This is a genomic window from Enterobacter sp. RIT418 (genome assembly GCF_003057745.1).
Lineage (GTDB): Bacteria > Pseudomonadota > Gammaproteobacteria > Enterobacterales > Enterobacteriaceae > Enterobacter.
Window position 1 is genome coordinate 393,790 of sequence record NZ_QBJD02000001.1, and the last position, 22,949, is coordinate 416,738.

General features: G+C 58.0%; 21 protein-coding genes and 1 pseudogene. 4 read left to right on the forward strand and 18 right to left on the reverse strand.

Annotated features, from left to right (window positions below):
- Nucleotides 1-10: 10 nt before the first annotated feature.
- The 7 genes from rsxD to blr form a co-directional block, all read right to left on the reverse strand.
- Entirely contained in the window at nt 11-1,063 is a 1,053-nt protein-coding gene (gene rsxD / locus DBY73_RS02000; RefSeq protein WP_112009542.1) for an electron transport complex subunit RsxD, read from the reverse strand.
- Complete coding sequence (rsxC, locus tag DBY73_RS02005; RefSeq protein ID WP_112009543.1) at nt 1,064-3,085, reverse strand: electron transport complex subunit RsxC; 2,022 nt, start codon at nt 3,083-3,085, stop codon at nt 1,064-1,066. It lies immediately after the preceding gene.
- Nucleotides 3,078-3,656 (reverse strand): electron transport complex subunit RsxB, encoded by a 579-nt coding sequence (gene rsxB, locus DBY73_RS02010; protein ID WP_112009544.1) that lies wholly within the window; start codon nt 3,654-3,656, stop codon nt 3,078-3,080. Before rsxB ends, rsxC begins: the two co-directional genes overlap by 8 nt.
- Nucleotides 3,656-4,237 carry an electron transport complex subunit RsxA gene (gene rsxA / locus DBY73_RS02015; protein ID WP_112009545.1) on the reverse strand — a complete coding sequence of 194 codons (582 nt, stop codon included), beginning with the start codon at nt 4,235-4,237 and terminating at the stop codon, nt 3,656-3,658. Before rsxA ends, rsxB begins: the two co-directional genes overlap by 1 nt.
- Before the next feature lie 76 nt (nt 4,238-4,313).
- Nucleotides 4,314-4,754, reverse strand: coding sequence for a DUF2569 domain-containing protein (locus tag DBY73_RS02020; protein ID WP_112009546.1), 441 nt, complete (start codon nt 4,752-4,754; stop codon nt 4,314-4,316).
- Nucleotides 4,755-4,841: 87 nt separating this feature from the next.
- Nucleotides 4,842-5,057, reverse strand: a complete 216-nt coding sequence (gene ydgT, locus DBY73_RS02025) for a transcription modulator YdgT (RefSeq protein WP_000217941.1) — start codon at nt 5,055-5,057, stop codon at nt 4,842-4,844.
- A 230-nt stretch (nt 5,058-5,287) separates the two neighbouring features.
- Nucleotides 5,288-5,425: a division septum protein Blr gene (blr, locus tag DBY73_RS02030; RefSeq protein WP_181573190.1), complete on the reverse strand. Its 138-nt coding sequence runs from the start codon at nt 5,423-5,425 to the stop codon at nt 5,288-5,290.
- Nucleotides 5,426-5,654: 229 nt separating this feature from the next.
- On the opposite strand from blr, the gene DBY73_RS02035 reads away from it, so the two are divergent.
- Nucleotides 5,655-6,695 (forward strand): oxidoreductase, encoded by a 1,041-nt coding sequence (locus DBY73_RS02035; RefSeq protein ID WP_112009548.1) that lies wholly within the window; start codon nt 5,655-5,657, stop codon nt 6,693-6,695.
- Nucleotides 6,696-6,749: 54 nt separating this feature from the next.
- On the opposite strand, the gene add is transcribed toward DBY73_RS02035, so the two are convergent.
- The 3 genes from add to malX all read right to left on the reverse strand — a co-directional run bounded on the left by add (nt 6,750) and on the right by malX (nt 10,658).
- Nucleotides 6,750-7,751, reverse strand: coding sequence for an adenosine deaminase (gene add / locus DBY73_RS02040; RefSeq protein ID WP_112009549.1), 1,002 nt, complete (start codon nt 7,749-7,751; stop codon nt 6,750-6,752).
- A gap of 96 nt (nt 7,752-7,847) precedes the next feature.
- Nucleotides 7,848-9,020: a MalY/PatB family protein gene (locus tag DBY73_RS02045; RefSeq protein ID WP_112009550.1), complete on the reverse strand. Its 1,173-nt coding sequence runs from the start codon at nt 9,018-9,020 to the stop codon at nt 7,848-7,850.
- Between the two features lie 48 nt (nt 9,021-9,068).
- Nucleotides 9,069-10,658, reverse strand: coding sequence for a maltose/glucose-specific PTS transporter subunit IIBC (gene malX / locus DBY73_RS02050; RefSeq protein ID WP_112009551.1), 1,590 nt, complete (start codon nt 10,656-10,658; stop codon nt 9,069-9,071).
- A 176-nt stretch (nt 10,659-10,834) separates the two neighbouring features.
- On the opposite strand from malX, the gene DBY73_RS02055 reads away from it, so the two are divergent.
- The gene (locus DBY73_RS02055) at nt 10,835-11,863 is read left to right on the forward strand and encodes a Mal regulon transcriptional regulator MalI (RefSeq protein ID WP_112009552.1); all 1,029 of its coding nucleotides are present in this window, start codon (nt 10,835-10,837) and stop codon (nt 11,861-11,863) included.
- 81 nt (nt 11,864-11,944) lie between these two features.
- On the opposite strand, the gene DBY73_RS02060 is transcribed toward DBY73_RS02055, so the two are convergent.
- Nucleotides 11,945-13,468: a YdgA family protein gene (locus DBY73_RS02060; protein ID WP_112009553.1), complete on the reverse strand. Its 1,524-nt coding sequence runs from the start codon at nt 13,466-13,468 to the stop codon at nt 11,945-11,947.
- A gap of 99 nt (nt 13,469-13,567) precedes the next feature.
- A complete protein-coding gene (gene manA / locus DBY73_RS02065) occupies nt 13,568-14,743 on the reverse strand; it encodes a mannose-6-phosphate isomerase (RefSeq protein WP_112009554.1) in 1,176 nt (391 codons plus the stop codon).
- Between the two features lie 199 nt (nt 14,744-14,942).
- Between manA and fumA the strand changes: the two genes are divergently transcribed.
- The gene (fumA, locus tag DBY73_RS02070; RefSeq protein WP_112009555.1) at nt 14,943-16,589 is read left to right on the forward strand and encodes a class I fumarate hydratase FumA; all 1,647 of its coding nucleotides are present in this window, start codon (nt 14,943-14,945) and stop codon (nt 16,587-16,589) included.
- A gap of 157 nt (nt 16,590-16,746) precedes the next feature.
- A complete protein-coding gene (gene fumC / locus DBY73_RS02075) occupies nt 16,747-18,141 on the forward strand; it encodes a class II fumarate hydratase (protein WP_112009556.1) in 1,395 nt (464 codons plus the stop codon).
- Here fumC and tus read toward each other — a convergent pair whose 3' ends face one another.
- From tus to rstA, 6 genes and pseudogenes are all read right to left on the reverse strand, one after another.
- Nucleotides 18,142-19,071, reverse strand: a complete 930-nt coding sequence (gene tus / locus DBY73_RS02080; RefSeq protein ID WP_112009557.1) for a DNA replication terminus site-binding protein — start codon at nt 19,069-19,071, stop codon at nt 18,142-18,144.
- 73 nt (nt 19,072-19,144) lie between these two features.
- Nucleotides 19,145-20,443 (reverse strand): two-component system sensor histidine kinase RstB, encoded by a 1,299-nt coding sequence (gene rstB, locus DBY73_RS02085; RefSeq protein WP_112009558.1) that lies wholly within the window; start codon nt 20,441-20,443, stop codon nt 19,145-19,147.
- 133 nt (nt 20,444-20,576) lie between these two features.
- A complete protein-coding gene (locus DBY73_RS02090) occupies nt 20,577-21,029 on the reverse strand; it encodes a hypothetical protein (protein WP_112009559.1) in 453 nt (150 codons plus the stop codon).
- Nucleotides 21,026-21,382 carry a tlde1 domain-containing protein gene (locus DBY73_RS02095; protein WP_112009560.1) on the reverse strand — a complete coding sequence of 119 codons (357 nt, stop codon included), beginning with the start codon at nt 21,380-21,382 and terminating at the stop codon, nt 21,026-21,028. The genes DBY73_RS02090 and DBY73_RS02095 overlap by 4 nt, the downstream gene beginning before the upstream one ends.
- 12 nt (nt 21,383-21,394) lie before the next feature.
- Nucleotides 21,395-21,885 (reverse strand): annotated as a pseudogene (gene tssD, locus DBY73_RS02100) (type VI secretion system tube protein TssD).
- Nucleotides 21,886-22,187: 302 nt separating this feature from the next.
- Nucleotides 22,188-22,904: a two-component system response regulator RstA gene (gene rstA, locus DBY73_RS02105; protein ID WP_112009561.1), complete on the reverse strand. Its 717-nt coding sequence runs from the start codon at nt 22,902-22,904 to the stop codon at nt 22,188-22,190.
- Nucleotides 22,905-22,949 lie beyond the last annotated feature (45 nt).

Genomic DNA, 22,949 nt, shown 5'->3' on the forward strand with positions numbered 1-22,949 from the left:
GACGAGCCCCTTAGCGATGACCGTACACGCGCGGACGCGTGTAGTAGTCGATAAGCGGAACGGTGATATTCGCCAGCAGGACCGCGAAGGCCACGCCGTCAGGGTAGCCGCCGAAGCTGCGGATCAGCCAGACCAGCAGCCCCGCAAGCGCGCCGAAAATCAGACGACCGCGGTTGGTTGTCGACGCGGTGACCGGATCGGTCAGTATAAAGAACGCGCCGAGCATGGTTGCGCCGGAGAGCAGATGCATCTGCGGGCTCGCCAGCGATTCAGGCGAGAAGAGCCAGCCAAGCGTCGAACACGCCGCGAGCGTAACGATAAAGCTGACCGGAATATGCCAGCGAATCGCCTTTTTCCACAGCAGGAATACGCCACCCAGCAGATACGCGAGGTTGACCCACTGCCAGCCTGCGCCCGCCAGCACGCCGCTGTAAATCGCGGATTTCATGATCTGCTCAACGCTCTGTCCGGCGTGAAGAGACGTTTTAAAGGTATCCAGCGGCGTCGCCTGGCTAATGCCGTCTATGCCCATACGCAGCGCGTTCATGTCCGCGCCGAGCGCCGTGTGGCCGGTAAAAATCACCTGCAGCGCGTCCATAAAGCCCGGCACCGTTGCGGCGATGTCATGCGGCGGCAGCCAGCTGGTCATCTGGACCGGGAAGGAGATAAGCAGCACCACGTAGCCAATCATCGCCGGGTTAAAGGGATTATGGCCCAGCCCGCCGTAAAGCTGCTTGGCGATAATGACCGCGAATACGGTACCCAGCACCACCATCCACCACGGCGCAAACGGCGGAATACTGATGGCCAGCAGCAGGCCGGTGAGCAGCGCGGAGTTATCGCCAAGGACGCGGGTAACGTGCATTTTGCGCAACTTGAGCACGGCCGCCTCGGCCGCAAGGGCGCTGGCGCAGCCAAGGACGAGCTGAATAAGCGTACCCCAGCCAAAAAACCAGAACTGTACGGCGATGCCGGGTAAGGCCGCCAGGCAGACCAGCATCATGATGCGCGATGTCTGGCGCTGGTTATGGGTATAAGGGGAACTTGCGATTCTGAAAACCATTTAATCCTCGTTAACTGCTTGCTGCGCGGCTTTCTTTGCCTGAACGCGCGCAATCGCGGCAGCGACTGCGGCCTTGCGCGGGTCATCGTTAGCGGCCAGTTCTTGCTCTTCCTGCTGCGCCGCTTTGCGCGCTTTGGCGCGAGCGATAGCGGCCTCTACCGCGGCTTTGCGCGGGTCAACCGGCGCAGGCGTCTCTTCCGCGGGGGCCGACTGGGCCGCTTTTCGGGCCTTGGCGCGGGCAATGGCGGCTTCAACCGCCGCCTTGCGAGGATCGACCGGTTCGGCCTCAATCACCACGTCCTGCTGCGTAGCTTTACGGGCTTTAGCGCGGGCGATAGCCGCTTCCACCGCGGCTTTACGCGGATCGACGTCCGTTTCAGCCTGCGCGAGCTGCGCTTTCTCAGCCTGGCGAGCGCGGGCCTCGGCCTTACGCGCTTCACGGGCGGCAATCGCTTCGCTGTTGTCCGGCTTTGCGCCTGCAGGGATCACCACGGCCTGCGCCGCGTTGGCCTTTTTCTCACGCACGCGCGCCAGAGCGGCGTTAATCGCATCCTGATCTTTTTCAGCAGGCTGAACGGCGGCCTGCTTATGCCGCTCCTGCCGGGCAAGCTTCTCGCGCTCCAAACGCGCCTGGCGCGCTTCAAAGCGGGCTTTTGCTTCGGCAGCGCGCTTCTCTTCCATGGAGATAGCGTAAATCTCGGCTTTCTCCTGGCGGAAGTATTGCACCAGCGGAATATTGCTCGGGCAAACCCACGCGCAGGCACCGCACTCAATGCAGTCGGCAAGGTTATGCGCCTGTGCTTTATCGTGAAGCTGGCCTTTGCTGTACCAGTAGAGCTGCTGCGGCAGCAGATCCGCCGGACAGGCGTCCGCGCAGGCGCTGCAGCGGATACAGCCTTTCTCCTCCTGCTCTTCGCCCATCTCGGTTGGGGACGGCGCAAGCAGGCAGTTGGTGATCTTAACGACGGGTACGTCCAGCCAGGGCAGGGTAAAGCCCATCAGCGGGCCGCCCATGATGACCATCTGCTCGCTGCCGGGGCAGAATCCTGCCTGCTCAAGCAGATGACGAACCGGCGTGCCGAGACGCGCCCAGACGTTGCCCGGGCGGGAGACGGATTCGCCCGTCAGGGTCACCACGCGTTCCGTTAAGGGTTCTCCGTCCACCACGGCGCGCTTCACCGCATAGGCGGTACCGACGTTCTGCATCAGCACGCCGATATCCGAGGAGCGCCCGCCGTGCGGCACCTGCTTACCGGTCAGGATCTGCGTCAGCTGCTTTGCGCCGCCCGAAGGGTATTTGGTTGGGATCACGCGCAGGCTAATGTCGTGGCTGCCCGCCAGCACCGCGCGCAGCATCGAGATGGCCTGCGGCTTGTTGTCCTCAATGCCGATCAGCACCTCGCGGGGCTGGAGGATGTGCGCAAGAATGCGAATGCCTTCCACCACCTGCGCCGCGCAGTCCTGCATTAAGCGGTCGTCAGCGGTGATATAAGGCTCGCATTCGGCGGCGTTGATAATCAGAGTCTGGATTTTGTCTCCGCCGCCGCGCAGCTTGGTGCCGGTCGGGAAGCCCGCGCCGCCCAGCCCGGCCACGCCGAACTGATGGATACGTTCGATGAGCGCCTCGCGGCTGTGGGCGCGATAGTCGCTCCAGCCGTCACGATCGATCCAGCGATCTTCGCCGTCGGCCTCAATAATCACGCTGAGTTCCGACAGCGCGGAAGGGTGAGCAACGGTATGGGGAGCGATCGCCACCACTTTACCGGAGGTCGGAGCGTGAACCGGCAGCATGCGCCCGCGCCCGAAGGTCAGCGGCTGGCCGCGCAGGACGCTATCGCCTTCCTTCACGCACAGCTCGCCCTCGGCGCCGATATGCTGTTTAAGTGGCATCACGTAGCGCGTCGCCAGCGGAAGCTGGCGCAGCGGCGTGCCGTTGGACTGGGTTTTCATTTCGGGCGGATGAATACCGCCGTCGAAATCCCAGATCTTCTCTTTTCTGAAAGCAGAAAATAACTTAAGCATGTTGTTCCACAGGAATGATACGAACCGGAATGGTTTGAAGATCCCACTTCCAGCTGTCGGTAGTCGTTTCAACCGGGCGCAATTCTATGCACTGCGTCGGGCAGGGGGCCACGCAGAGGTTGCAGCCGGTGCACAGATCCGCCACCACGGTGTGCATGGCGCGGGTGGCGCCGACGATGGCGTCTACGGGGCATGCCTGAATGCATTTGGTGCAGCCAATGCAGTTGGCTTCGTCGATCACGGCCAGCATCCGAACGGGCTCCTGCACGTCTTCGTCACCTTCTGCAGGCTGAGGATCAACGTTCAGCAGCGCGGCAATTTTCAGCATGACCGCTTCGCCGCCGGGCGCGCAGCGGTTAATTTTTTCGCCCTGAACGCCCACGGCTTCAGCATAGGGGCGGCAGCCCGGATAGCCGCACTGCCCGCACTGGCTCTGCGGCAGAAGCTCATCAATTTTTTCGACAACCGGGTCGTCCTCTACCGCAAAACGGCGTGAGGCATAGCCCAGAATGAGGCCAAACACTAAACCCAGCACGCTGAGCGACGCGATGGCAATCCAGATAGTACTCATTACAACTTCACCAGACCGCTAAAGCCCATAAAGGCCAGTGACATGAGCCCAGCGGTCACCAGCGCGATGGCGTTCCCGCGAAACGGCGCGGGGATATCCGCCGCCGCCAGACGTTCGCGGATAGAAGCGAACAGAACCATGACCAGAGAGAAACCGACGGCGGCAGAGAAACCGTAAAGCGCCGACTGCAGGAAGTTATGGCCGAGGTTGATGTTAAGCAACGCAACGCCAAGCACCGCACAGTTGGTGGTAATGAGCGGAAGAAAAATCCCCAGCAGGCGATAGAGCGCCGGGCTGGTTTTGCGTACCACCATTTCGGTAAATTGCACCACCACCGCGATGACCAAAATAAAGGCCAGCGTGCGCAGGTAGATCAGATCCAGTGGGATCAGAATCCAGGTGTCAATCCACCAGGCGCAAATGGACGCGAGGGTCATGACGAACGTGGTCGCCAGCCCCATGCCCATTGCCGTCTCCAGCTTTTTGGAGACGCCCATAAACGGACATAGGCCAAGAAACTTCACCAGCACAAAGTTGTTAACCAGCACAGTGCCGACGAAAAGCAGTAAGTAATCGGTCATTATTTAGCCTGAAATAAAAAAGCCGCCTATTATCGGATAAACCACAACGGGCGACAACAGGTTAACTGTAAGGTTATTACGGATTCACGAACGTATTTTTCACGCGCGTCGAGCGCTTGAAATAGGGCACCAGAAGGGCCGCGGCCAGCAGCGGGAAGAGAAGCTGCCGCACGGCGAGCAGGTCCGAAACCGGTGAAAAGGCAAACGCCTTCACGGCCAGCAGCACGGAGACCAGCAGCCAGATGATGTAATGCTTCGGCACGCTTTTGCGTCGCTTAAAGAAGGCAATCGTCAGCCACAGCGTGTAGTACCACATGGCAATCGCAAACACGAAGGAGACAAACCACATCGTAATGTTCAGCGCGCTCTGCGACATTAAGGTCTGCAGGGCGTGAGGGGTTATTAATGCGGTGGTATAAAGCAGAAGCGCCAGCGATGCGCTTAATAATGCAACCAGCAACCATGCCAGCGGGGCGATTAACCAGCCTCCAATTCTTTCTCCAGGCGATGCGGTCATGAGCTCTCCCATAAGTCTGCGCGAAATGTTGTACGGCTAATTTGCAGGGCGGAGAGTATATAACATTTCGCGCCGATGGCTACTGACTTATACGACGTAGCGCCATACGGACTTCGGCACCTCGCCCACGTTGAACAGACGCCCGCCTGAAACAAGCTCAGCCCGGCGATGGTCGGCGGCGCGATACATATTGATAATGTCCTGATTATCCGACAGCGTGTAGTTCAGGTGATCAAACAGTTTTTCCAGACTCTCAAGCGAATTGATTTTACGAAATTTTAATAAATAGTCCTGAACTGTCATTCTAATAATCTTCCATATAAAAGTGAGTCCTACCCAAGAGGTAATTCGTCAGAATAATAAACGGATTAATAAAGACGTAAACTGCTCACTCAGTTGATGCGCTGAAATTAGGAGTTTTCTCTGAAGAAATTCAGGCATCAGACGATGCCTGGAAAAGAAGGTTAACTCTGTTCAACACCGCTCGCAATAAGTTATCGACAGAACAGTCCATCCGTTATGATTACGTCGGATTACTTAGGCTGTGCGGCCGTAACGGGCTCTGGCGGCTGGTAGTTATCGATATGGCTCGCCACCCCGAGTGAGATAACCGAAACACCCAGAACAACCCATCCCGCTAATTCAATGATTCGAGTAATAATTGACGTCATGATTGGCACTTGCAATTTATCCATAAATTCAGATTGCGGATGTTACAGCGCGTTATTCATCACGGCAAGTGCTTTGGGAACGGTTCCCTTAAACAAAATCAGAAGGTTATATAAATGTAACAAAAATGGCTGACACAGAGTGCTATCTTTAAAGCATTGGCACTGTAATCATCCGTCATGGCGCAGGAAATGCCAGCATGAAATACGAACATCACGAGAGGGTAAGGCTATGAGTGAAAACATTCGTGTCGGACTGGTTGGCTATGGATACGCCGGTAAAACGTTTCACGCGCCGCTGATTTTCGGTACGCCGGGGATGGTGCTGGCCGCGGTTTCAAGCAGCGACGCGGCAAAAGTGCATTCTGACTGGCCCAGCGTTCCGGTGGTTTCCGAGCCTAAGCATCTTTTCAACGATCCAAATATTGATTTAATCGTCATTCCCACCCCTAACGACACCCACTTCCCGCTGGCAAAGGCCGCGCTCGAGGCCGGTAAGCACGTTGTCGTTGACAAGCCCTTTACCGTGACGTTGTCACAGGCTCGTGAGCTGGACGCGCTGGCAAAGGGTCTTGGCAGACTCCTGTCGGTCTTTCATAACCGGCGCTGGGACAGCGATTTTCTGACCGTGAAAGCGCTTATCGCAGAGGGGACGCTGGGGGAGATCTCCTTTTTTGAATCGCACTTCGATCGATTCCGACCGCAGGTGCGGGATCGCTGGCGGGAGCAGGCCGGGCCGGGCAGCGGTATTTGGTATGACTTAGCCCCGCACCTGCTCGACCAGGCCGTAAATCTCTTTGGCCTGCCGGTCAGCCTGACCGTCGATCTGGCCCAGCTCAGGCCCGGCGCCCAGACCACCGATTATTTCCACGCCATCCTCAGCTACCCGCAGCGGCGCGTTGTGCTGCACGGCACGATGGTGGCCGCAGCCGAGTCTGCGCGCTATATCCTTCACGGCACGCGCGGCAGCTACGTCAAGTTTGGCCTGGATCCGCAGGAAGATCGCCTCAAAAGCGGCGAGCGCCTGCCGCAGGAGGACTGGGGTTATGACATGCGCGACGGCGTGTTGACGCGCGCGGAGGGGGAGATCATGGTGGAGGAGACGCTGCTGACGATCCCGGGGAACTATCCGGCGTACTATGCAGCCGTCCGCGATGCGCTCAACGGCACGGGCGAAAATCCGGTCCCGGCAAGCCAGGCGATTCAGATTATGGAGCTGATAGAACTGGGGATAGAATCTGCCAAACATCGCGCCACGCTTTGTCTGGCATAACGTAGAGATATTTTGTAGGCCGGGTAAGGCGTAGCCGCCACCCGGCAAAAAGGTTTACGCAGCGGACACCTTGTCCCGCAGCGCCTGCTTCTCTTCCTGCGTGAGGAAGGCCATCTCCAGGCCGTTAATTTGCGCCTGGCGAATCTGCTCGCGGCTCAGGCCGGCCTGTGGCGCGGCGATGTTGTATTCATGGATAATATCCACGCCCTGAACCGCCGGATCGTCCGTGTTCAGCGAGGCCAGCACGCCGTGTTCAAGGAACGTTTTCAGCGGATGCTTATCCAGCGTCGCCACGGTGCTGGTCTGAATGTTGGAGGTCAGGCAGGATTCAATCCCAATGCGCTGCTCGGCGAGGAAATCCATCAGCGCGCGATCTTCAACCGCCTTGACGCCGTGGCCGATGCGCTCTGCGCCCAGCTCGCGGATTGCCTGCCAGATGCTTTCCGGACCGGCGGCTTCACCCGCGTGTACGGTAACATGCCAGCCCGCGTCGCGCGCGCGATTGAAGTGGGAGAGGAAGAGGCTGCCCGGGAAGCCCAGTTCATCCCCCGCGAGATCCACGGCGGTGATGCGATCGCGGTGCGCCAGCAGGGCATCAAGCTCCTGAAGGCAGGCCGCTTCGCCGAAGGTGCGGCTCATAATGCCAATCATGCGGGCCTGAACGTCGAAGGCCTCGCAGCCTTCGCGAACGCCCTCAATGACCGCTTCCACTACGCCCGCAACGGGCAGGCCGTGGGTCATTGCCATATAGCCCGGCGAGAAGCGCAGCTCAACGTAGTGAAGGCCATTGCGGGCCGCATCCTCAATGTTCTCAAACGCCACCCGGCGGCAGGCGTCCAGCGAGGCCAGCATCTTCACGCCCCAGTCGAGTTTGCTCAGAAAGCTGACCAGGTCGGGCTCGCTGGAGGTGACCTGAACGTGCGGGATGAGCGTTTCGAGCGTTTGGGCTGGAAGCGTTAAGTTGAACTGGCGGCCAAGATCGAGGATGGTTTGGGCACGAATGTTGCCGTCAAGGTGACGATGAATGTCGGTGAGGGGAAGGCGTGTATCAATCATGGTCGCACTCTTTTCTGGTTAAAGTGCGCCACATTATAAAAACAAAACGAGGCAAAAAGCTATTTGCGCAAGGGAATATTCCGTTGCGCAAATGGTTTACAGAAGAGCGTTAATCCCCGCGATAAGCCGCTGAACGCCTTGCTCAAGCTTGGCGCGCGGGCAGCCCGCGTTCAGGCGTACGAAACCACTTCCTTCAGCTCCGTAGGTATATCCCGGCATGATCGCCACCTTTTGCTGCTCGATCAGTACTTTTTGCAGCGCGTGCTCGTCGATATTCAGCGGGCGTAAATCAATCCAGGCAAGATAGGTCGCCTCCGGCGGCTGCCAGCCCAGTTTCGGAAAAGCACTGTTTAACGCGTGCGCAATGTAGTGCAGATTTTCTTCCAGATAGCCGCGCAGGGCGTCCAGCCACTCCGCTCCCTGCTGATAGGCAGCGATGTGTGCGGTAAGCGCCAGCACGGAAGGGGAAGAGAGCCCGTCGCGGCCCTTAAGGGCGCTCAGGTAGGCATTGCGGCTTTCCGCATCGCCGATAAGCCCGTACACGCCGGTAAGCGCAGGGATATTGAAGCTTTTAGAGCCGGACGTCAGCAGCGCCCATTTTCCCTGCGCCACCGCGCTCCACGGCGTGTGTGCGTGATTGCTCCAGACCATATCCATATGGATCTCATCGCTGATTACGGCGACGCCGAAGCGGGCGCAGAGCGCGGCCATGGTCGCCAGCTCGTCCCGCGTCCAGACCTTACCGGTCGGATTTTGCGGGCTGCACAGCAGCAGAATTTTGTTCTCTGGCTTCGCCAGCTCGGCTTCAAGCGCTGCCATGTTGCCCAGCCAGCCCGAGGCGCTTTTCTCCATTGCAATCGGCACAACGCGGCGCCCGTTGCCCTCGATGGCTTTATAGAACGCATCGTAAGCGGGGGTATGAACCACAACGCCGTCACCGGGATTTGACCAGATGCGGATCAGCTCGGACGCCATGTAAATGACGGACGGGCCGTAAACCACGGATTCGGTATCGATATGACAGCCAAAGCGCTGCTGGAACCAGTGGGCCACGGCGGCCAGAAACTCATCGTTTTTCCAGCGGCTGTAGCCAAACACGCCGTGGTTAATGCGCTGGTGCAGCGCCTCGGTGATGCAGGGGGCCGTGGCAAAGTCCATATCGGAAATGGTAAAGGGCAGCAGGTCGGCGGCGCCAAAGCGGTCGGCGACGTAGTCCCACTGCGTACACCAGGTGCCGTGGCGATCCACGACGGTGGAAAAATCAAACATGACGGTGCTCCTAAAAGTAAAACCCCCTCGTGGCGAGGGGGCGAGGCATCAGGCTTCTACTGTTCGCATCAGGGTGGCCAGCTCGTCCTTCACTGACTGCACCTGCGGGCCGATGACCACCTGCAAATTGTGCTGATTCAACTGTACCACGCCGATAGCCCGGTTGGCTTTGAGCGCGTCGGTGTTCACTTTAGACATATCCGCTACCGACAGGCGCAGGCGGGTAATGCAGTTATCCAGCGAGGTAATATTATCCGCGCCGCCCAGCGCCGCCAGAATGGCCGGGGTGTTATAGCCGGATTTCCCGACCGTGCCCGCCACCGCCTGCTCTACGCTGGCGGTATCCACGTCGCGACCCGGCGTTTTCAGGTTAAAGCGGGTGATAGCGAAGCGGAAGATACCGTAGTACACCGCAAACCAGATAGCCGCCACAACCGGCACCAGATACCACTTGGTGGAGAGGCCGTGCAGAATGCCGAACACCACGAAGTCGATCACGTTGCCGTCGGTGTTGCCGATGGTTACGCCCAGCACGGCCATCACGGTGAAGCCCAGGCCGGTCAGCACGGCGTGGATCAGGTACAGCACCGGCGCGACGAACAGGAACAGGAACTCGATTGGCTCAGTTGTACCGCCCACAACGCAGGCAATTACGCCGGAGATCAGCAGGCCTTTAATCTTGTGACGGTTTTCCGGGCGAGCGCAGTGGTACATCGCCAGCGCCGCGCCCGGCAGGCCGCCGAGGAAGGCCGGCATTTTGCCCTGAGACAGGAAGCGGGTAGCGCTCTCGGAGAAGCCGTGCGTCGTTGGGCAGCTCAGCTGCGCCTGGAAGATGGTCAGCGCGCCGCTCACGTCGTGGCCGCACACGTCCATGGTGCCGCCCGCTTCGGTAAAGCGGATCAGGGCCACCAGAATATGCTGCAGGCCAAACGGCAGCAGCAGACGCTCGCCGGTACCGAAAATCATCGGGCCGAAATCACCCGCGCCGTTAATGATGCGGCCAATACCGGTAATGCCCATCGCGAAGACTGGCCAAATCAGCGGAATCACCAGGCCGAACAGCCCCATGACCACCAGCGTGATGATCGGCACAAAGCGGGTGCCGCCGAAGAAGGCCAGCGCGTCCGGCAGGCGGATGTTATGGAAGCGCTCGTGCAGCATCCAGATAATCACGCCTGCAATCACCGCGCCGAGGATGCCGGTGTCGATAGACTGAATGCCGATTACGCTCTGGATATTGTTCGCTTTCAGTACGGCTGCGTCGGTGGTCGGCAGAATGCCTTTCGCCGTCAGCCAGAAGTTAACCGCCAGGTTCATGACCGCGTAGCCAACAAAGCCCGCAAATGCCGCAACGCCTTTGTTCTCGCGCGCCAGGCCCAGCGGGATGGCGATGCAGAACATGACGGGCAGGAAGCTGAAGGCAAACGAGCCGACCTTACTCATCCAGATAAAAATCGCCTGCAGCACGGGGTTGCCGAGGAACGGGATGAGGGTAATAACATCGTGACTGCTTAGCGAGCTGCCGATCCCCAGCATGATCCCGCAAAAAGAGAGAAGCGCCACGGGCAGCATAAAGGTTTTACCCAGTTGCTGGAAAAACTCCCACAGCGATATTTTTTGTGCTGCTTTCGCCGTCATAAAACGACTCCTTGGTGGTTTAAACGATAATAACCTGCTTTTGATGGCGAGAAGATAAAACGTTTTACCAAAGTTTAGTGCGCGCTGAATCACATTCCTGTTCTTTGAGTGGTAGTATAAAGAGACCTTATTGATAAAACGTTTTACCGATCTCATTACAGGGAGTCACGCCACGCATGGCTGTAGCGAAAAAAATCACCATTAATGACGTCGCGCTGGCGGCGGGTGTTTCCGTCAGCACCGTTTCGCTGGTGCTGAGCGGGAAAGGGCGCATCTCTTCCGCCACCGGCCAGCGGGTTAACGAAGCCATTGAACAGCTTGGATTCGTACGTAACCGCCAGGCGTCGGTGCTGCGGGGCGGGCAAAGCGGCGTGATTGGTTTGATTGTGCGCGACCTGACCTCGCCCTTTTACGCCGAGCTCACTGCCGGGCTGACCGAGGCGCTGGAAGCGCAGGGAAGAATGGTGTTTTTACTGCACGGCGGGCGGGAGGCGGAGCAGCTTCTCCAGCGGCTGGATATGCTTCTTGCGCAGGGCGTAGACGGCGTCATCATTGCCGGGGCGTCCGGCGTGGGGAGCGAACTGTGCGAGCGTGCCGCAGCGAAGGGCGTACCGCTGGTCTTTGCCTCGCGCGCCAGCTACCTGGATGAAGCCGATACGCTGCGCCCGGACAACATGCAGGCGGCGCAGATGCTCACCGAGCATCTGATCCGTCGAGGCCATCAGCGCATTGCCTGGCTCGGCGGGAAAAGTTCCTCCCTCACGCGCGCCGAGCGCGTCGGGGGCTACTGCGCCACGCTGATTAAGTACGGCCTGCCGTTCCACAGCGAATGGGTGGTGGAGTGTGAGTCCAGCCAAAAGAGAGCGGCAGAGGCGATAGGCACGCTGCTGCGCAGCAATCCCACCATCAGCGCGGTGATTTGCTATAACGACATCATCGCGATGGGTGCGTGGTTCGGCCTGCTGCGCGCGGGACGCCAGAGCGGCGAAGGCGGCGTGGAAACGTTCTTCGGCCAGCAGCTCGCGCTCGGAGCCTTCGCCGACGTGGGGGAAAACGCGCTCGACGATCTGCCGATAGTCTGGGCGACCACGCCCGCTCGGGAGATGGGCTACACCCTGGCAGACAGAATCATGCAGCGGATTGAAAAGGCGGACGTGCAGGTCGGACACCAGATCGTAGCGGCACGGCTGGTGACGGTGAAATAAACGCAACAAGCTGGAATCGTAGGCCGGGTAGGGTGCAGCGCCACCCGGCAATAAAAAGCCCCTCGTCGAGGGGCTTTGTTTTTACTGCTGTGGTGCCGGAGGCGCTGCCGGTACCGCGGGCTGCGGCGCGCCCAGGGTTGGCATACCAAACATACCGACAAAGTCTTCCAGCGGCATTTTATCGCCGTTCAGCGTAACCTGGCCACTTGCGTACTGCAGGCTGGTGGAAATGGTGTTGTCTTCCACCTTGGTGATGCGGAACATCTGGCCCATCGCCGCCAGGCCTTTCACCTGCTGGCTCGCCAGCTTGCCGGCGTCCTCATCCCCGTAGCCTTCCAGCTTCGCAATCTGGGTCATAAACTCGGTCGCCATATCCATCGGAATGGTCAGCTTGCTGTCGAGCGACTTCATGCTGCGGTCTACTTCCTGCGCCAGCGTCTGCGGCTCGCCCGCGGCGGCTGCCGGATCTTTCAGGAACAGCGACAGGTTAAGGTTGGTTTCGCCCTTGCTGTTTTTCCAGCTCAGTGGCGCAACGGTAATGACAGGTTCGCCCTTGAGCAGGATCGGCAGATTGTTAAACAGCACGGCCATAGCCTGCTGCTGATACACTTCCGGGTTCTGCTGCAGCGCGGCGTCGGTGAGCAGGGCCTGGCTCTCTTTGCCGTATTTCTGGCTAAATTCATGCCACGCTTTGCCGTCGATATTGCCGATCTTCATCGAAAGCCTGCCGGTGCCCAGATCCTGATTCTGCACCTTCAGGCTCTTAAGGGTGTAATCCAGCTGCGTGTTGATGCTCTTGCCGTCTTTGGAAACGTCGGATTTACCGTCGAGATCCATCCCCTCCAGCACCGCCATCTCTTTGCCCTCAACGGCAATGGCGAGCTTTTCAAGGCTCAGCTTTTGGTCGCCAATGCGCTCATCAAAGTCGGTCATGCGGCTGTTGCCGCTGGCTTTGATGTTATTAAAGGTGAGCTGAACCTTCTGGTTGTATTCGTTAACCGCATTGACCAGGCCGCTTCCGGCTTCACCCGTCAGGGAGACGGTTTTACCCTCGCGGTCGGCGTCAAGCTGGAAATTACCGCCGCTGAAGGCCACCTTATCGGTGCCGTTTTCGTAGTTCAGCGCTTTCAGATCGATATCGGAATGGGTATCACCGGAATAGCTGATGCGGGTGTTGATCTCAAACGGGGACGTATTTTTAGCCATGTCAAAGAGCGGTTTCGTTATCTCATTGTTGACCAATACGGTTCTGGCAGACGCCATTGAGGGGATCAGATTAAATCTCTTCAGCTGCGCCAGCGGGAAAGGGCCGTGGCTGACCGCTTCGTCCAGCACCACGCTTTGCCCAGGCTTGAGCCATGAATTTTGGCTGCCCGCGACGGGCTTCACCACGACCTGCATATGGCTGGTAAAGACGCCGCGCTGGTAATTCTGGTAGCTCAGCTCAATGCCCGCTTCAGGCGCGCTGCGCTTAATTTCGCTGTTTGCCTGCGCCATCATCTCGGCCAGACGGCCTTCCAGCTGCTTGCCGGTAAACCATGAAGCACCCGTCCAGACCACGCCTAAAGCAACAATTACGCCTACCGCTACGACCGATTTTTTCATTGCGATTATCCCTAAAATGAAACCAGGCGGTCCATAACCGCCCGGTGATAAAGTCTTTATCTAGCTTAGCAACATTTGTTAAAAAATTCAGTAAACGGCCTATAGCTTATTGAAAACGCGCGCCAGGCGGCCGGTGCCGCTCACGCTGACCGGAGATTCATTTGCCGCCACGAATGCCGACTCGCCGGGCTTAAGGACAAGACGCTGCTCGCCCTTGTGCAGGGTAGCTTCGCCTTCCACGCAGAACAGGATTGCCGCGCTCTCCTGAGCGATAGCCGTTTCTGTCTGGCTCAGATCGTGCAGTGAGAACGCAAAATCCTCTACAGGAATAGGGAAGTCCAGCTCCGCGCCGTGCTGCACGGGCCGGGTCAGCAGCTCGGCCGCCGGCTTGGCGACAAACTTGACGTTGGCAACCAGCTCGGGGATGTCGATATACTTCGGCGTCAGGCCCGCGCGCAGTACGTTGTCGGAGTTGGCCATGACCTCGAGCGCGACGCCCTGCAGATAGGCGTGCGGCGTTTCTGCGAACAGGAACATCGCTTCGCCCGGGTTCAGCTTCACCACGTTCAGCAGCAGCGGGGAGAACAGGCCGCTGTCGTCAGGATAGAATTCTGAAATGAGGCGGATCGTGTCCCACGGCTCGCCCTGATGGTCGTTCAGCGCGGCCTTAAGCACCGCCAGCGCGTGCGATTTCTCCTCGTCCTGCATGTTCAGCAGGCTGGCAAACAGCTGGCTCAGGCCTTCGGCGTTCGGGTTTTCCAGGAAGTGGGCGATGGCGTTGTTGGCGCCCGCGACAGGTTGGAGCAGGGAAATGATCTCTGAAAATTCCCGGAAGGCGTTCATCGCCAGGAAGGGGGTCAGGGCGAAAACCAGCTCCGGCTTGTGGTTAGGATCTTTGTAGTTACGCTCTGCGGCGTCTAGCGGGATGCCGGCGTCATTCTCCTTCGCAAAGCCAATCTCAGAGGCTTTTTTATTCGGGTGAACCTGAATGGAAAGCGGCTGGTCGGCGCACAGAACCTTAAACAGAAACGGCAGTTCACCGAAGCGATTCGCCACCTTTTCGCCCAGCAGCGCGGCTTTATCCGCGTCGATTGCGTCGCGCAGGCTGCGGGTTTCACCGTTTGCGTCAGCAATTTTTGAGCTGCTCTTCGGGTGCGCGCCCATCCACAGTTCTGCCATCGGCAGGTTATCCGGGTTGGCGATACCGTAGAGATCCGTTAACGCAGTTTTACTTCCCCAGGCGTAGTTTTGCACCGAGTTGATGAGTTTTTGCATTATCAAGCCCTGATTTTAATGTGAAATTAACTTCGCGTATTAAAGCAATAAACCGCGTGGAAGTAACCTTCGGATGCAAAAAGTCGTACTAGTCTCAGTTTTTGTTAAAAAATTGTGTAGGATAAGCTAACTCGCTTTTAAGCCGGGCAGCGGAACATCTGCCCTCACTAACCAGACCGAAGCAGTAAGTGAGAGAACAATGTCGAATAAACCCTTCCATTATCAAGATCCTTTCCCGCTGAGTAAGGATCAGACCGAGTATTACCTCTTAACCCGCGATTACGTTTCCGTCTCTGAGTTCGAAGGCCAGGAGATCCTCAAGGTTGACCCGCAGGCGCTCACGCTGATGGCGCAGCAGGCCTTCCACGACGCCTCCTTTATGCTCCGTCCCGCGCACCAGCAGCAGGTTGCCGATATCCTGAGCGATCCGCAGGCCAGCGAAAACGATAAGTACGTTGCGCTGCAGTTCCTGCGCAACTCCGATATTGCCGCCAAGGGCATTCTGCCAACCTGCCAGGACACCGGCACGGCGATCATTACCGGCAAAAAAGGCCAGCGCGTCTGGACCGGCGGCGGTGACGAAGCGGCGCTGGCGCACGGCGTTTACAACACCTACACCGAAGACAACCTGCGCTATTCGCAAAACGCGGCGCTGGACATGTACAAAGAGGTTAATACCGGCACCAACCTGCCCGCGCAGATTGACCTCTACAGCGTGGACGGCGACGAGTACAAATTCCTGTGCATCGCCAAGGGCGGCGGCTCGGCCAACAAAACCTATCTCTACCAGGAGACCAAAGCGCTGCTCACTCCCGGCAAGCTGAAGAACTATCTGGTTGAGAAGATGCGTACGCTCGGCACCGCGGCCTGCCCGCCGTACCACATCGCGTTTGTGATTGGCGGGACCTCGGCGGAAAGCACCCTGAAAACCGTGAAGCTGGCGTCAACCAAATATTACGACGGCCTGCCAACCGAGGGTAACGAACACGGCCAGGCGTTCCGCGACGTGCAGCTTGAGCAAGAGCTGCTGACCGAAGCGCAAAACCTGGGGCTCGGCGCGCAGTTTGGCGGTAAATATTTCGCTCACGACATCCGCGTGATCCGCCTGCCGCGTCACGGTGCGTCTTGCCCGGTCGGCATGGGCGTCTCCTGCTCGGCGGATCGCAACATCAAGGCGAAGATCAACCGCGACGGCATCTGGATCGAAAAGCTGGAAAATAACCCGGGAAAATACATCCCTGAAGCGTTGCGTAAAGCGGGCGAGGGCGAGGCGGTACGCGTTGACCTGAACCGTCCGATGAACGAGATCCTGGCGCAGCTTTCCCAGTACCCGGTCTCGACGCGCCTTTCTCTGAACGGCACGATTATCGTCGGCCGCGACATCGCGCACGCGAAGCTGAAAGAGCGCCTGGACAACGGCGAAGGCCTGCCGCAGTACATTAAGGATCACCCGATTTACTACGCGGGCCCGGCGAAAACGCCTGAGGGGTATGCGTCCGGCTCGTTAGGTCCGACCACGGCGGGCCGCATGGACTCTTACGTTGATCAGCTTCAGGCCAACGGCGGCAGCATGATCATGCTGGCGAAGGGCAACCGCAGCCAGCAGGTGACGGACGCGTGCCACAAGCACGGCGGCTTCTACCTCGGCAGCATCGGCGGCCCGGCAGCGGTGCTGGCGCAGGGCAGCATCAAGAGCCTGGAGTGCGTGGAATATCCGGAGCTGGGTATGGAAGCCATCTGGAAAATTGAAGTGGAAGACTTCCCGGCGTTTATCCTGGTGGATGACAAAGGCAACGACTTCTTCAAGCAGATCCAGTCTTCACAGTGTTCTGCGTGCGTGAAGTAATCTGACCACATTACCCGACCACCGTTTCCGGTAGGTCGGGTAAGCGCCACCCGACGCATAAAAGAGCGCACAAAGCGCCATATCGTTTCCCAGAAGTCATCAATACTTATCCTTCAGGCATGTGAGCAATCCCATCTTTGTTATCAAGGAGAAAGTAATGACTACGGTACGCCATGAGAAAGACTCGATGGGCGCAATCGAGGTTCCGGCAGACAGGCTATGGGGCGCACAAACCCAGCGTTCGCTGGAGCATTTCCGTATTTCTACCGAAAAGATGCCCGTCTCGCTGATTCAGGCGCTGGCGCTTACCAAGCGCGCGGCGGCTAAAGTGAATCAGGATTTGGGCCTGCTGGCGGCAGAGAAAGCCACCGCCATCATCAGCGCCGCCGACGAAGTGCTGGCGGGCAAGCATCCCGAGGAATTTCCCCTTGCCATCTGGCAGACCGGCTCCGGCACCCAGAGCAACATGAACATGAACGAGGTGCTGGCGAACCGGGCCAGCGAGCTGCTGGGCGGCGTGCGCGGGATGGAGCGAAAAATCCACCCGAACGATGACGTCAACAAAAGCCAAAGCTCTAACGACGTCTTCCCGACCGCGATGCACGTGGCGGCGGTTATCGCTATTCGCGAACAGCTTATTCCGCAGCTGAAGGTTCTTAAAACCACGCTTAATGAGAAAGCGCAGGCCTTCCGCGATATCGTCAAAATTGGCCGTACGCACCTGCAGGACGCCACGCCGCTGACGCTCGGCCAGGAGATCTCCGGCTGGGTGGCGATGCTGGAGCACAGCCTTAAGCACATCGATAATAGCCTGCCGCACCTGTCGGAGCTGGCCCTCGGCGGTACGGCGGTCGGTACCGGGCTCAATACCCATCCGGAGTACGCGGTGCGCGTTGCCGAAGAGCTGGCGGCGATTATCGGACAGCCATTCGTGACCGCACCGAATAAGTTTGAAGCGCTGGCGACCTGCGATGCGCTGGTCCACGCCCACGGCGCGCTGAAGGGGCTGGCGGCGTCGCTGATGAAAATCGCCAACGACGTGCGCTGGCTGGCCTCCGGCCCGCGCTGCGGCATCGGCGAAATCAGCATTCCTGAAAACGAGCCGGGCAGCTCGATCATGCCGGGGAAAGTCAATCCGACCCAGTGCGAAGCCATGACCATGCTCTGCTGCCAGGTGATGGGCAACGACGTGGCCGTGAACATGGGCGGCGGGTTAGGCAACTTCGAGCTTAACGTCTATCGCCCGATGGTGATCCACAACGTTCTGCAATCGGTTCGCCTGCTGGCGGACGGCATGGAGAGCTTTAACGCGCACTGTGCGGTCGGCATTGAGCCTAACCGCGAGCGCATCAGCCAGCTGCTGAACGAGTCGCTGATGCTGGTAACGGCGCTCAATACCCATATCGGCTACGATAAAGCCGCCGAAATTGCCAAGAAGGCGCACAAGGAGGGGCTCACGCTCAAGGCCTCCGCGCTGTCGCTGGGCTACCTGACGGAGGACGAGTTTGACGCCTGGGTCCGGCCGGAAGCGATGGTCGGAAGCCTGAAATAGTTACTCTGCAACGTACAGGTGTAGCCGCGGAATGATAAGACGCAGCGGCTGCGCCTGGGGCTTATAGCGATGCTGAACGTTTTCGGCATCGTAGTTCAGCAGCTCGCCAATATCCGGCACCGCCGCTCCCTGGTCCTCGTCATAGAGCGCAATCAGCGGCGTCGGGCAGGCATACTGCACCTGCTTTTGTTCCCCGGAATACCAGACGCGAGCGATGGGCTGCACCTTCACGGGACGTTTGATCTTCAGGCGGGCCTGCGGCGGCAGCGACGCAATGCTTTGATACTCCTGCTCCAGACGCTCGATCCACTGCTCGCGGGACCACGGCGCTACCGTCCGCGGCGCGCGCAGGCTTTTTTCGAGCAGGGCGAGAACCTCATTGCGGGTAAAGTTTTTGATGATGTGCTTGTTGGCCCAGCCAAAGCGCAGCGTGGCGGGACGGCGCAGCGTCGTCAGCGTGCGGTAGGCGTTAAGCGTGATCAGCCCGGGCAGCTGGCGGTGCACCCACTCAAAGCGGGCGGCGGGGGCCAGGCCTGACTCTACGGTCACGATCTTTTCAAATGCGGCTTTCAGCGCGTTGATATGGGCGATCTGCGCTTCCAGCGACTCCCGCGTCTGCGCATCGGTTTGCAGGCAGATAACGCCGGGCAGGCGCACGGCGGCCTTGCTGCTGCGGTTTTCCGACTGTTGCTGGATAAACAGATGACGATAGTGCGCAAGCGCCAGCGTCAGCCCGGCGCTGCCGATATGCTGTTTCACTTCAATGGTCGCCAGCGGATCGTGCTCAGCGCCCTTGACCACGTCGGGCAGGGAAAAAACGCGCGCGGCCAGCAGCCGGCAGCTCTGCAAATGCTCTGACAGGGTGAGCAGCGCGTGCTCGATTTCCCGGAAGGTGGTGTTCAGCCGCTCGATGAGATCGTAAGTCGCCATAGTGCCTCTCATTAGTTACAACATACTTACGGTATAGCACAGCACGCCGGGTCAGGCCAGCGTGCGGTTAAGGTCATGCAGGAACGGGAAGGGGAATGTTGTGGTAGACCGGCCACTGAAAGGTAAAGCATGCGCCGCCAAGCTCGCTCTCGCCGCAGCGAACGGACCCACCCAGTGCCTGCGCGATGGAATGGACAATCGCCAGCCCAAGGCCGCAGCCGCCCGTGGCGCGGTCGCGGCTTGGATCAAGGCGCACAAAAGGCTCGAACACCTTCTCGCGCTCCTCGGCGGCAATGCCGGGGCCGTCATCTTCAACCGTCAGCGTGGCCTGGCTTCCCTGCAGATCTAAACCGATCCGCAGGGTTGTGACACTGTAACGCATGGCGTTGTTGACCAGATTATCCAGGACGCGCTCCATCAGGCGCATATCCAGCGCCCCGTAATCTCCCGGTGCTAGGGCGGTCAGCAGCGTGCGCTGCGGATTAACGCTTTGAACATCTTCGATGTGGGTGCGTACCCAGGCGGGCAGATCCAGCGTGGTGAGATTGAGTTCGGTTTGCGGTCGGTCCAGGCGCGCGTAGGTCAACAGCTCTTCTATCAGCGCTTCAAGCTGGCCGATATCGCGATTGAGCGCCAGAGACTCCGCCTCGGTAAGGTTCTCGCTCATCTCGAGGCGGTATCGCAGGCGTACCAGCGGGGTACGTAGCTCGTGAGCAATACCGTCAATCAGCTGTTTCTTACTGGCAATCAGCGCGTTGATGTTATCCGCCATCTGGTTAAAGGCAATCCCCAGGCGGTCGAAGCTGGACCCGCTGTCGAAATGTATCCGCTCGGCCAGATGCCCTTCGCCAAAACGCTGCGCGGCGGATTCCAGCTTCAGCATGTCCTGCCAGTGCGGGCGCATCCAGATGAAGACCGGAAACGCGAGGGAAATGGCGATAAACGCCAGCAGCGCCATGTCCAGCAGCCGCATCTGGTGCAAATAGTAGAGATAGGGCACAGGCCCCACGGCCAGCACGTAGTGGCTGCGGGGAATGCGCTGAATGAAGGTGTACTTCTCGTCAAGCGCCACGATATCGCCGTCGCGCAGGCGCTGCATGGCAGGCGCGTCTAAGTCGAAATCCTTAAGTGGTTCGATACGAAGATCGAATGACAGGTTCAAATCCAGCTCTTTCATCGTCCGCGCCCAGTCGTGCGGCGGAATTTCCCGCAGTTCGCTGCGCATCAGGTAGAGCGAACTTTTCATCAGATCGTCCAGCGACTGCCGGCCCGCGCGCTCGGCGGTGAACTTATAGACCAGCCCGACCAGCATGGTCATCACCAGAAAGCAGACAAACAGCAGAAGATAAAACTGGACGAACAGCTTTTTCATGGAGTCTCACCGCTCTTTATTAGGACATGACGTAGCATGGGCCGAGGGCTGGTGAATATCCACCAAATTATGCTTTCACGCAATATGTGGCACGCCGTTTTGCAGGGAGGAAAAGGCGAGCACTCTCTCGCCTTCAGTTTCCAAATGACTTTGAATGTGCCCGGTTTCTTTCCGCAACGAGTTCAGCGTAAGCGGCTTCGAGTATCCATAGACAGTTTGCGCCATCGCGCGTTGTCAGCAATGCCATCCGGGTACGGTGGTAGAACGCATCAATTTCGGTCCATGTTTTCTCCGCTGGGGGAGTACAAACAATTTCGCTCCCGAGCATATGAGGCCATTTCCCGGCATCAATGGTCCGCAGGGCTTCTAGCGTAACGCTGGGATTGGTGCCAAGTGCAGCCGCCATTGCATCCTCAAGCAGCAGCGCCTCGCTCGCGTTTGCAACCGCGGCTAACGCGGGCGTCTGATTGAGCCACTGTGCATCACCCGCTGTCACGCCGCGTAACGCAACGGGCCAGTTAACCGTGCCAGCAAATACGGGCAGCGTAATCCCTGTGAACAGTAGAACAGCCGCCGCGCGCTTCACCTCACCACCTCTAACTCACCGCCTTCGCGGAGGATTTTCCTGCGCGTTTTCAATGAGAGAATAATGCACCCTGCTGAAGCATAACCCGCCGGTCCCGTTATGTGTTCACCATGTATGCGAAACGCTGAACGCCCGAAAGTGTCACCCGACGTTTGTTCAAGAATAATGGTCACAGGCCCCACGGAGTTTGAATGCCCCGCAATTTTATACGTGCCGCGCGGTAGCGGACCAAGTCCCTTGACGTGCTGTCTGTCAGGATTATTTTTATTCGTCAGGGCACCCGAGTAGCCGGTTTTTATCAGCGTACCGTCTTTGTATATTTTCCCGGTTGACTGCTCATATTTCCATGCCATTACATTTATTCCTTATGCAGTTACGCGGACGTTCCATCCGTCCCGGTGTATTATATTTCCATCGGCATAGCGCCAGGTGATTTTTTCGTAAAGCATCTCAATAAGCTCTATGTGTCCATGCTTCTCATTGCTGGCGTCTTTAATATCCAGCATCAAAGGACATACGCTAATGATTTTTACCCCTTCCATATATGTTGAGAAGTATTCGACTTCCTGCCCGGCATCGTTGATCTTATAAAATCTCACTTCTGCAGATTCGAGACGCTGACCAGTCGCAACGGCTTTATACAGATAAGGGCTCGATGCATCGATCTCTTTATAAAAGAGAAGGGCGAATGCGCTCGCAGGCCTGTTGCCTTGCCGCTATGCATGTCTGTGGGCTGCATAACACCATGATTTATGCCGATTATTTCAATGGCGCCTTCTCTTCCTTTCACCGCCACCGAACCCTGGATGGGCATACCGCCCTCATCCTTTAGCCATAAGTAGGCTGGAATTGCCATGTTAACTCCTTTTAATATTTCCTCATAATATGCGCGAATATTAATAAGTGATCGGTAAGAGAAGATATTAGGCAGGAAGTGCTATATGTAATATATCCCATGGCATGCGAGAAAGATTTTTTATTTTGATGTTGTAATATACATTCCTTAATGTCTCGATTAATAAGGGGGCGCGTTATGATAAGATGTATTAGGAAACCTTGTTGAAAAATTCAAAATTTATTTCGGAAATATTTAACGCCTGCAGTACCTCTCGGTATTTTCAGGCGTATTTAAGCACTATTATGCAGATTGCAACGCAATCAGGTTTCCCAGGCGTGCGGCGCAAACAGGTAGCCTTTGTTACGCACGGTCTTAATGCGATACGGTTCCGTTGCATTATCCAGCAGCTTCTTGCGCAGGCGCGAAATGGCAACGTCCACGCTGCGGTCCATTCCATCGTAGCTTACGCCGCGCAGGTTTTTCAGCAGGGCGTCACGATCCATGATTTGCCCGGCGTGCGTGGCCAGCTCCCACAGCAGGTCGAAATCTGCCGTTGAGAGCGCGACGGGCTCGCCGGAAAGCATCACCTGGCGGTTAACCGGATCGATAGAAAGGGTGCCGAAACGCATCGCTTTATGCGGCGTCAAAGAAGAAGGCGCAGGCTCGTGTTCATTGCTGGCGCGCTGGCGCAGGTGCAAGCGCAGGCGTGCCAGCAGCACGGCGGGAGGCGTGGTTTTGAGGATATAATCATTTGCCCCCATCTCCAGCGAAAGAATGTGGTTCATATCGCTGTCCAGCGAGGTTAACAGCACGATCGGGCCGTGCCACTGTGCCCGCAGGTCCCGGCAGAGCGTCATCCCGTCTTTACCGGGCAGCATGATATCCAGCAGCACCAGATCCGGGTTTTCGCGCATGACCACCTCTTCTGCGCGATCGCCGCGAGGCTCAACAATAACGTCCATATCGTGTTTGCCGAGATAGGCAGCAATCAGTTGCCCAACCTCTGGCTCATCTTCCACATAAACAATCTTATTCATACAGCGTCTGTTATGGCGAAAAATGCCAACATACACCGCAGAACC

Bases quoted from the DNA above. Each gene is read 5' to 3' on its own strand.
- DBY73_RS02035 (WP_112009548.1), top strand. From the start codon at position 5,655: ATGAGTGAAAACATTCGTGTCGGACTGGTTGGCTATGGATACGCCGGT.
- DBY73_RS02045 (WP_112009550.1), bottom strand. From the start codon at position 9,020: ATGTTTGATTTTTCCACCGTCGTGGATCGCCACGGCACCTGGTGTACG.
- fumA (WP_112009555.1), top strand. From the start codon at position 14,943: ATGTCGAATAAACCCTTCCATTATCAAGATCCTTTCCCGCTGAGTAAG.
- fumC (WP_112009556.1), top strand. From the start codon at position 16,747: ATGACTACGGTACGCCATGAGAAAGACTCGATGGGCGCAATCGAGGTT.
- tus (WP_112009557.1), bottom strand. From the start codon at position 19,071: ATGGCGACTTACGATCTCATCGAGCGGCTGAACACCACCTTCCGGGAA.
- rstA (WP_112009561.1), bottom strand. From the start codon at position 22,904: ATGAATAAGATTGTTTATGTGGAAGATGAGCCAGAGGTTGGGCAACTG.
- rstB (WP_112009558.1), bottom strand. From the start codon at position 20,443: ATGAAAAAGCTGTTCGTCCAGTTTTATCTTCTGCTGTTTGTCTGCTTT.
- manA (WP_112009554.1), bottom strand. From the start codon at position 14,743: ATGCAAAAACTCATCAACTCGGTGCAAAACTACGCCTGGGGAAGTAAA.
- DBY73_RS02095 (WP_112009560.1), bottom strand. From the start codon at position 21,382: ATGGCATGGAAATATGAGCAGTCAACCGGGAAAATATACAAAGACGGT.
- DBY73_RS02020 (WP_112009546.1), bottom strand. From the start codon at position 4,754: ATGACCGCATCGCCTGGAGAAAGAATTGGAGGCTGGTTAATCGCCCCG.
- rsxB (WP_112009544.1), bottom strand. From the start codon at position 3,656: ATGAGTACTATCTGGATTGCCATCGCGTCGCTCAGCGTGCTGGGTTTA.
- rsxA (WP_112009545.1), bottom strand. From the start codon at position 4,237: ATGACCGATTACTTACTGCTTTTCGTCGGCACTGTGCTGGTTAACAAC.
- ydgT (WP_000217941.1), bottom strand. From the start codon at position 5,057: ATGACAGTTCAGGACTATTTATTAAAATTTCGTAAAATCAATTCGCTT.
- DBY73_RS02060 (WP_112009553.1), bottom strand. From the start codon at position 13,468: ATGAAAAAATCGGTCGTAGCGGTAGGCGTAATTGTTGCTTTAGGCGTG.
- blr (WP_181573190.1), bottom strand. From the start codon at position 5,425: ATGACGTCAATTATTACTCGAATCATTGAATTAGCGGGATGGGTTGTT.
- DBY73_RS02055 (WP_112009552.1), top strand. From the start codon at position 10,835: ATGGCTGTAGCGAAAAAAATCACCATTAATGACGTCGCGCTGGCGGCG.
- rsxD (WP_112009542.1), bottom strand. From the start codon at position 1,063: ATGGTTTTCAGAATCGCAAGTTCCCCTTATACCCATAACCAGCGCCAG.
- add (WP_112009549.1), bottom strand. From the start codon at position 7,751: ATGATTGATACACGCCTTCCCCTCACCGACATTCATCGTCACCTTGAC.
- rsxC (WP_112009543.1), bottom strand. From the start codon at position 3,085: ATGCTTAAGTTATTTTCTGCTTTCAGAAAAGAGAAGATCTGGGATTTC.
- malX (WP_112009551.1), bottom strand. From the start codon at position 10,658: ATGACGGCGAAAGCAGCACAAAAAATATCGCTGTGGGAGTTTTTCCAG.